This window comes from Allorhizobium sp. DMC15 (genome assembly GCF_056314065.1).
Window position 1 is genome coordinate 526066 of the sequence record NZ_JBQUZB010000004.1, and the last position, 9054, is coordinate 535119.

6 protein-coding genes are annotated in these 9054 nt (G+C 62.1%); 4 read left to right on the forward strand and 2 right to left on the reverse strand.

The window, feature by feature from the left end; all coding sequences use genetic code 11:
* Positions 1-16: 16 nt before the first annotated feature.
* From prfA to clpB, 4 genes are all read left to right on the forward strand, one after another.
* A complete protein-coding gene (prfA, locus tag ACT53S_RS20090) occupies positions 17-1096 on the forward strand; it encodes a peptide chain release factor 1 (RefSeq protein WP_476068261.1) in 1080 nt (359 codons plus the stop codon).
* Positions 1093-1968 carry a peptide chain release factor N(5)-glutamine methyltransferase gene (prmC, locus tag ACT53S_RS20095; protein WP_476068262.1) on the forward strand — a complete coding sequence of 292 codons (876 nt, stop codon included), beginning with the start codon at positions 1093-1095 and terminating at the stop codon, positions 1966-1968. Before prfA ends, prmC begins: the two co-directional genes overlap by 4 nt.
* Positions 1969-2300: 332 nt before the next feature.
* The gene (locus ACT53S_RS20100; protein WP_476068263.1) at positions 2301-3089 is read left to right on the forward strand and encodes a DUF4167 domain-containing protein; all 789 of its coding nucleotides are present in this window, start codon (positions 2301-2303) and stop codon (positions 3087-3089) included.
* A 207-nt stretch (positions 3090-3296) separates the two neighbouring features.
* Positions 3297-5900, forward strand: coding sequence for an ATP-dependent chaperone ClpB (gene clpB, locus ACT53S_RS20105; RefSeq protein ID WP_476068264.1), 2604 nt, complete (start codon positions 3297-3299; stop codon positions 5898-5900).
* Between the two features lie 75 nt (positions 5901-5975).
* Here the strand turns inward: clpB and ACT53S_RS20110 are convergent, their stop codons facing one another.
* Positions 5976-6524 (reverse strand): DUF805 domain-containing protein, encoded by a 549-nt coding sequence (locus tag ACT53S_RS20110; protein WP_476068265.1) that lies wholly within the window; start codon positions 6522-6524, stop codon positions 5976-5978.
* A 166-nt stretch (positions 6525-6690) separates the two neighbouring features.
* Complete coding sequence (locus ACT53S_RS20115) at positions 6691-8634, reverse strand: M23 family metallopeptidase (RefSeq protein WP_476068266.1); 1944 nt, start codon at positions 8632-8634, stop codon at positions 6691-6693.
* Positions 8635-9054 lie beyond the last annotated feature (420 nt).

The window sequence follows — 9054 nt, forward strand, 5'->3', positions numbered from 1 at the left end:
GAAACCGGAGTAAAGGGTGGCGAAGCTTCCTGTCGAGAAAATGCGCGAACTCGAACGCCGCTTCGGCGAAATCGAGGCGCGAATGTCGGCGGGGCCGGCAGCCGACGTCTATGTGAAGCTCGCTTCGGAATATTCCGAGCTTGAGCCCGTGGTGAAGAAGATTCGCGAATATCAGTCGGCCGTCGACGAGGCGGCGGATCTGCGGACCATGCTGGCCGACAAGGCGACGGATCGCGACATGCGGGATCTGGCCGAAATGGAGCTGCCCGACATCGAGACCCGGATCGAGGGGCTCGAAGGCGAAATGCAGATCCTGCTGTTGCCGAAGGATGCCGCGGACGAGAAAAGTGCGATCCTGGAAATTCGTGCGGGAACCGGCGGATCGGAGGCGGCTCTGTTCGCCGGCGATCTGTTCCGGATGTATGAGCGCTTTGCCTCCACCAAGGGGTGGAAGGTGGAAGTGCTTTCCGCCAGCGACGGGGAAGCCGGCGGCTACAAGGAAATCATCGCGACGATCAGTGGACGCGGCGTGTTCTCCAAGCTGAAGTTCGAATCCGGTGTGCACCGGGTGCAGCGCGTGCCGGAGACCGAGGCGAGCGGGCGTATCCACACCTCGGCGGCGACCGTGGCAGTCTTGCCGGAAGCGGAAGAGATCGACATCGAGATCAAGCCCGAGGATATCCGCATCGACACGATGCGCTCCTCCGGTGCCGGCGGACAGCACGTCAACACGACGGACTCGGCCGTGCGCATCACGCATCTGCCGACGGGATTGATCGTTACGTCGTCGGAAAAGTCGCAGCACCAGAACCGCGCCAAAGCCATGCAGGTGCTTCGTTCGCGCCTCTACGACATCGAGCGACAGAAGGCGGACAGCGAGCGCTCGGCGAGCCGCAAGAGCCAGGTCGGTTCGGGCGACCGATCTGAACGTATTCGAACCTACAATTTTCCCCAGGGTCGTGTGACCGACCACCGGATCAACCTGACGCTCTACAAGCTGGACAAGATGATCGAGGGCGATATCGATGAGATGGTCGATGCCCTGATCTCCGACTATCAGGCCGGGCAGCTCGCGCAACTGGGCGAAACCCAGTGAGTGAGAAACGCGCGACGGCGAGAGGTCTGATCCACGACGCACGCCGGCGCTTCGAGGAGGCGGGTCTTGCCGATGCCGATCAGGATTCGCGCATCCTCGTGATGGAGTTGCTGGGGCTCACTCATACGGATCTGGTTTTGGACGGCGACCGGGCGGTGAGGGAAGATCACCTCCTCCGGGTCGAAGATGCCGTCTTGCGGCGGCTAGCAAGGGAGCCGGTCTTTCGGATTCTCGGATCGCGCGAGTTCTATGGGCTCGACCTGAAACTCAGTCCCGGTACACTCGAACCGAGACCCGATACCGAAGTCCTCGTCGATGCGCTTCTGCCGCATCTTCGACACAGGGTTGCTTTACAGGGGACGGCAGAGATCGTCGATCTCGGCACGGGAACAGGCGCGATTGCGCTCGCTCTTCTTGCGCAATGTCCCGAGGCAATGGCCGTCGGTGTCGATATCTCCGAGGATGCACTTGCAACGGCTGCGGCCAACGCGGCGGCTCTCGGGCTTGCCGATCGGTTTTCGCCTCGGATGGGTCCGTGGTTCGCGCAAACGCCCGATAGCTTCGATATCATCGTGTCGAACCCGCCCTATATCCGCAGCGCCGTGATGGAAGGGCTCGAGCCCGAAGTGGCAAATCACGATCCCGTCGCGGCGCTGGATGGCGGCGAAGACGGGCTGGAAGCCTATAGAGCCATTGCTGCAGAGGCGGGCGCTCATCTCAATTCCGGCGGCATCATCGGGCTGGAGATCGGCTTCGACCAGCAGAGCGATGTACAGCAAGTATTTGAACAGGCGGGATTTTTGCGGCTAGAGGCGCATCGGGATCTCGGCGGGCGGGATCGGGTGCTGATCTTCAGCCGCAAGCAAGACTGACGTGTTTGCTGCGCGTGCTAAGGATAATTCCGGGAAAAACAGAAAAAGGCTTGGTTTTCCGCAGGAAGCGTAATAGTTTGCGGGCACGTAACGGGCGGCGGGGTAAAGAACGAAGATTCGTTCATGTCTGGGCCGGCTTCGACAACGGTTCGCTTTCGAGCCCCGCGAAGCACAAAAAGACCGGTGCGTAACTCAGTAAACTCGACTTTCACCAGCGGCGAGCAAGGCGAGAGCGCGGTCTGCCGGCGGCGCGTGGAGACTTGGTCCGGGCTAACCAGAACCAGCGGCTTTGCCCTTTTTCAGCACAACAGAGACATTCAGGTGAATCATCTATGAGGCCAGGACAGCAGAACAAGCGTGGTCGGGGGCGTAACAACAACAATGGCGGTGGCGGCGGCAATGGCGGCGGCAACTTCAACCGCAAGGGCCAGAACCCCCTGACCCGGACCTATGACAGCTCGGGTCCCGACGTCAAAATCCGCGGCACGGCACAGCATATCGCCGAAAAGTATTCGACGCTGGCGCGAGATGCACAGAGCGCAGGCGACCGCGTCATGGCGGAAAACTACCTGCAGCACGCCGAGCACTACAACCGCATCATTGCAGCCGCCCAGGCGCAGATGCAGGAGCGCTTCCAGCGCGAGGATCGCGATGGCAATGAGGACCGCGACGATCGTCAGGACTTCAACGAGCGCGACGGCGAAGATTTCGACGGTTCGGACGACAACAACAACGGTCAGTCCGTCGAGCGCGGGCAGGACCGTGGCGGTGATCGCGGCAATCAGCAGCAGGGTCGTCCCCAGCACCAGAACCGCCAGCAGCAGCACAATCGCCCGCAGCGTCAGCCGGAGCGGCCGGTCGAGCCTCAGCCTCAGCCTCAGCCCGAGATTGCCGGTTCCGGGCCCCAGCCCGTGATCGAGGACATGCCGGCTGAGGTCGTCGCCGCGGTTGCCGAAAGTGCTGTCGAGGCCGGCGGCGAACGCCAGCCGCGTCGTCGTGCTGCCAGCAATCGCCCGCGCCGCCAGCCGCGCCGCAGCGCCGGTGCCGACGAGGGTGGCGAAGGCGCTGGCAATGGCGAAGGCGGAGACGCTCCGGCGCTTGCTTCGGCCGAGACCGAGTGATCTCACCAAGGGCAATTTGACCAATGCAAACTCCGGGCGAAAGTCCGGAGTTTTTTCGTTTAAATGCCTCTTTAAAGGGCACAAAACCACTCCCATATCTCGATCGAGGGCGCGGAGATCCGCGCCAAGGGCCCGCCGCTTCCGGGGGCCGATCCACAGCATCCGTTCTGTGCCGATACGGGCAGGGCGGGGAAACGGAGACAGACCATGAATATCGAGAGTTATTCCGAACGCGTGCGCGGGTTCCTGCAATCTGCACAGACCTATGCCCTTTCCGAGGGGCATCAGCAGTTCACGCCCGAGCATGTCTTGAAAGTCCTGCTCGACGACGATCAGGGCATGGCGTCGTCGCTGATCAGCCGCGCCGGCGGGGATGCGAAAGCCGTGCGGCTCGCCAATGACGCGGCGCTTGCCAAGCTGCCGAAGGTCTCCGGCGGCAATGGCCAGGTCTATCTGGCGCAGCCGCTCGCCAAAGTGTTCTCGACTGCCGAAGATGCGGCCAAGAAGGCCGGCGACAGCTTCGTCACCGTCGAGCGCCTGCTTCTGGCACTTGCCATTGAATCGTCTGCCTCCACGTCCGCTTCGCTGAAAAAGGGCGGCGTGACGGCGGCTGCGCTTAACCAGGTGATCAACGAGATCCGTAAAGGGCGTACGGCGGATGGCGCCAATGCCGAAGCCGGCTTCGATGCCCTGAAGAAATATGCCCGGGACCTGACGGCGGAAGCCCGCGAAGGTCGGCTGGATCCTGTCATTGGTCGCGACGACGAGATCCGCCGGACGATCCAGGTCCTGTCGCGCCGGACGAAGAACAACCCGGTCCTCATCGGTGAACCCGGCGTCGGCAAGACCGCGATCGCCGAAGGCCTGGCGCTGCGCATCGTCAATGGCGACGTGCCGGAAAGCCTGAAGGACAAGAAGCTGATGGCGCTCGACATGGGCGCGCTGATCGCGGGTGCCAAATATCGCGGCGAGTTCGAGGAACGGCTGAAGGCCGTGCTGAACGAGGTCCAGTCCGAAAACGGCGAGATCATCCTGTTCATCGACGAGATGCATACGCTGGTGGGTGCCGGGAAAGCCGATGGCGCCATGGACGCCTCGAACCTCTTGAAGCCGGCGCTTGCGCGCGGCGAGTTGCATTGCGTCGGGGCCACCACGCTTGATGAATATCGCAAGCATGTCGAAAAGGATGCGGCACTCGCCCGGCGCTTTCAGCCGGTGATGGTCGACGAGCCGACGGTCGAGGACACGATCTCGATCCTGCGCGGGTTGAAGGAGAAATACGAGCAGCATCACAAGGTACGGATCTCGGATTCGGCTTTGGTGGCGGCTGCTACCCTGTCGAACCGCTACATCACCGACCGTTTTCTGCCCGACAAGGCGATCGACCTGATGGACGAAGCTGCCTCGCGGCTGCGCATGCAGGTGGATTCGAAGCCCGAGGAGCTCGACGAACTCGATCGCCGCATCATCCAGCTGAAGATCGAGCGTGAAGCCCTGAAGAAAGAAACCGACGCGGCCTCGGCCGACCGGCTGAACCGGCTCGAGACCGAACTCACCTCGCTCGAGGAAGAGGCGGATGCGCTCACCGCCCGCTGGCAGGCGGAAAAGCAGAAGCTCGGCCTTGCCGCAGACCTGAAGAAGCAGCTGGACGAGGCGCGTAACGAACTGGCGATCGCGCAGCGGCAGGGCGAATTTCAGCGGGCGGGCGAGCTCGCCTATGGTGTGATCCCGAACCTGGAAAAACAGCTGGTCGAGGCGGAAGCCCAGGATGCGTCTGGTGGCGGCAACATGGTGCAGGAGGTGGTCACCGCCGATGGTATAGCCCATGTGGTGTCGCGCTGGACCGGCATTCCGGTCGACCGGATGCTCGAGGGCGAACGGGACAAGCTGCTCCGGATGGAAGACGAGCTGGCGAAATCGGTCGTCGGTCAAGGTGATGCTGTGCAGGCGGTCTCGCGTGCGGTTCGCCGTGCCCGCGCCGGTCTGCAGGATCCGAACCGGCCGATCGGTTCGTTCATCTTCCTTGGGCCAACCGGTGTCGGCAAGACCGAGCTCACCAAGTCGCTCGCGCGCTTCCTGTTCGACGACGAGACGGCGATGGTCCGGCTCGACATGTCGGAATTCATGGAGAAGCACTCGGTCGCACGGTTGATCGGCGCGCCTCCCGGTTATGTCGGCTACGAGGAAGGTGGGGCGCTGACGGAAGCTGTGCGGCGCAAGCCCTATCAGGTCGTGCTGTTCGACGAGATCGAGAAGGCACATCCGGATGTGTTCAACGTTCTTCTGCAGGTGCTCGATGACGGGCGCCTGACGGACGGGCAAGGCCGGACGGTCGACTTCAAGAACACGATCATCATCATGACCTCGAACCTGGGAGCCGAGTACCTGACCTCGCTCGGCGAGGACCAGGATGTCGACCAGGTGCGCGACCAGGTGATGGATGTGGTGAAGGCCTCGTTCCGGCCGGAATTCCTCAACCGTGTCGACGAGATCATCCTTTTCCACCGGCTGCGTCGCTCGGAAATGGGCGCAATCGTGGATATCCAGATGAAGCGGCTTCTGTCGCTCCTGTCGGAACGCAAGATCGCCATCGATCTCACACCCGATGCCCGCAACTGGCTGGCGGACAAGGGCTACGATCCGGTCTATGGCGCCCGTCCGCTGAAGCGGGTGATCCAGAAATACCTGCAGGACCCGCTCGCCGAGCAGATCCTCGCCGGTCAGGTGATGGACGGATCGGAGATCGTGATCGAAGCTGGCAGCGACCGGCTGCTGATCTCGCCGAAGACGGCGGTGAGTGCCGCGGCCTGACGCCGCGATACGGATTGAAACGGAAAGGGCGGTCTTCGGGCCGCCCTTTTTGCGTCTCAAGCCTCGCCTGAAAGGTTACATTCCGCGACGCCCGAAGGTCGGCTTGCCATATCCCCGTGCCATGGGGGCTGTCGCTGCCGGGTGTGTCCGCACCTTCGTCTCCTCGCGGGTCAAGACGGTGCTGCGGTCGAGCCTATCCTGAGGGGCCGCTGGCAATATCGGATCGTCTGCGGAAAAACTGTCGCCGGGTGCCAGCAGCATGAAGAGAGTGGCGACGATCTGCAGACCGATGTCGAACATGGAGAGGATCGAACCGAGATCACTGCCCGATGTCATCGTCTCCAGGGAATGGACAATGCCGTAAAGGATGGCAAAGCCAACAATGGTGAAGAGGGGATTGAGGCCGATATCACGGATGCGGGCCGCCTGCATGCTGAGCGAGACCCAGAGAAACATTAGCCCAAAGACGATCAGGAACGCCAGGATCAGCATGCCGCCGCCGTTCACCATCTCCATGATCGCCAAGAACAGCAAGCCGCCGCCGGCCAGGTTAATCACGAGGCCCGCGAGAAAATACTGCAACCGGTTAAGGCGTCCGCCAAACAGGAAATATGTCTCGGTCATGATGTTCCCCTGCCAGAAATTGAGCGCATGACACCATACAACTCATTCCTTTCGATAAACGCAGACGCTCGCATTTGAGGAAAATGCGCGGGCGTTATCTTTGCGGCAGAGGGACTTTGTTGCGGCAGCCAGCGGGCCTAAGCGGTCAGGGTCGGGTGACGCTCTGCTAGCGGCTCGCCACCTGGGCCGGGCGCCCGCCGCTTTCGAGGAGCGTGTCGATGCGCTGGCGCTCCTGTTCGAAAACGGCCAGTGCCTGACCTTCGAGCGCCTTGCCACCCGGCAGACGCACCTTCATCGCATCGACCTTGGTGCCGTTGACGATGAGTTCGTAATGCAGGTGCGATCCGGTGGAGGAGCCGGTGGAGCCGACAAAGCCGATCACCTGACCCTGGGTCACCTTGGCGCCCGGGACGATCCCCTTGGCGATGCCACTCTGGTGGTTGTAGGAGGTGACATAACCATTGGCATGGCGGATCAGGGTCTGGTTGCCGTAACCCGAAGCCCAGCCGGCCTTCTCGACGACACCATTGCCGGCTGCGATGATCGGTGTGCCGCGCGGTGCTGCCCAGTCGACACCGGTATGCATGCGCGAATAGCCCAGAATGGGATGTCGGCGCATGCCGAAGCCGGAGGTGAAGCGGCCGTTGGGAACGGGATTGCGCAGAAGGAACTGGCGGATCGACTTGCCTTCTTCATCGAAGTAATCGATCGAGCCATCTTCCGGGTTCTGGAAGCGGTAGAACTGGGTGATCGTGTCGCCGAAACGGGCGCGCACATACAGGAGTTCGGAATCCGGCGTTGCCTTGCCTTCCTCGTCTGTGACCGAGAAGACGGCTTCCAGCATGTCTGTCGGCTTCAGCTGGGCCTGGAAATCGACATTGGAGGCGAGCAGTCGAACGACCAGCGCGGTCAGTTCCTTGCTCATGCCATAGGAAAGTGCGGCGCGGTAAATGCCGTCATAGGCGCGCGGCAGATCGCGGCCGGTGACGATGGCGGGTGTCGAACCGTCGAAGGCGCCCGAGATCGCGGCCAGTTGCGGCGGTTCGCTGCCCTCGACCAGACGTCCGGCATCATTGACGGCGAGCGTCACGACATGGCCTGCATTGTGATACAGCGAAAACCGGACAAGACGGACCTCGTCCCCGCGCTGGATGAGCCCGACACGCAGGACATCGCCAACCGCGAGCAGCTTGCCCGACATGTGCGGCGCGAGGGCGGCTTCCACATCCTCGGCCTTGGAGGCGGGATATCCGGAGGCGACCATCAAAGCCGAAACCGACTGGGCGCTGCGGGCCGGGAGAATGTCGTCGGCAAATTCCGGCGTCATCGGTGTGACGACCTCGGGTTCGGCCACGCTCATGTTCTCTTCGACCACCCGGGCGGACAGACCGACGGCGAGATCGATCCCCGTGTCTTCGGTGTCGAAGCGGCGCGGGTCGATGTAATAGAGGGCGGCGACCTGACTGTCGCCGTCGGTCAGAACCGATCCGTTCGAGCGGACATTTTCCTCGACTTCGTCGAAGGTCATCTCGCCGGCAAGGGGCAGTTCCGGGCTGCTCGGGAAGGGGCTCGACTTCAGGATGACCTCGGACTCGACATCCGAGCCATAGAGAGAGCCTGTGCGATTGGCGACCGGCGGGGTGGTCTGGTCGATGGCAAAGATCGAGAGCGGGTCAAAGGGCGGGTAGCGGTCCTGAACGGCGTAGTCGGCGGCGAGCGCCATCTTCACATGGGCAAAGGGCTGTTTGCGCACAAGCTCGCGTTCGCCGTCCTTGATGACCGTGGGGACATCAAGGATCGCCTTGTCGACCGGACGAGCAGCAATTTTCGCGCCGAAGAGTCGGGAGCCTCGTACAGTGTCCTTGGCTGGGGATGCGTCGCCATCCGGGGGCACGACTGCGTAGGCTTCTGCGGGGATGGCCAGCTGCTGGCGGCCGTCGAGGGCAGCGAAAAGAGCCACCCCCATGAGGATGCAAGAGGTGATGCCGGTCAGAAAGGTGCCCGACAGCCAACGCAACGAGATCTCGCGCCGGTCCGGCGCCCGGAAACCATCCGCCAGGATCGGAGGCTCCGTTCCCAGCGAGCGGATCATGTCGCGGTCTGCCGTCATGCCGGTCTGTCGATCCCTATGCCAATCATGATCACGGGGCGCAAAGCCCCATGCCTGCGCGTCAAGCGCTCTCATGTCTCATGTTTTGGACGCCGGCGTCAAATCAGCGGCCATTTCGGGTCCTGTGTGAACCGGAATTATGGAGAATGCGGGGCGCCGTCCTAGATGGGAAAGAACCGCTTATCCCTTAAAGGGCCAGCGCCGTTATATAGGGAGCAGGGCAGCCCTTAAGATAGAGGCCCATATAGAATGGGGCTGCCCATGGGCGGCTTGTCCAGAAGCCCTGGTTTCCCGGAGCTTTCAGCCGCATTCCCAATCCGGTTTTCAGCCCCGCGTCTGTTTCCTCACGAAATTATCCTTTAAAAACAGTTAGATGTTAGATTTTTGTATTTTTGTTGCGATTGGTTGTTGACGTGTTGG

Bases quoted from the DNA above. Each gene is read 5' to 3' on its own strand.
- ACT53S_RS20115 (WP_476068266.1), bottom strand. From the start codon at position 8,634: ATGACGGCAGACCGCGACATGATCCGCTCGCTGGGAACGGAGCCTCCG.
- ACT53S_RS20110 (WP_476068265.1), bottom strand. From the start codon at position 6,524: ATGACCGAGACATATTTCCTGTTTGGCGGACGCCTTAACCGGTTGCAG.
- clpB (WP_476068264.1), top strand. From the start codon at position 3,297: ATGAATATCGAGAGTTATTCCGAACGCGTGCGCGGGTTCCTGCAATCT.
- ACT53S_RS20100 (WP_476068263.1), top strand. From the start codon at position 2,301: ATGAGGCCAGGACAGCAGAACAAGCGTGGTCGGGGGCGTAACAACAAC.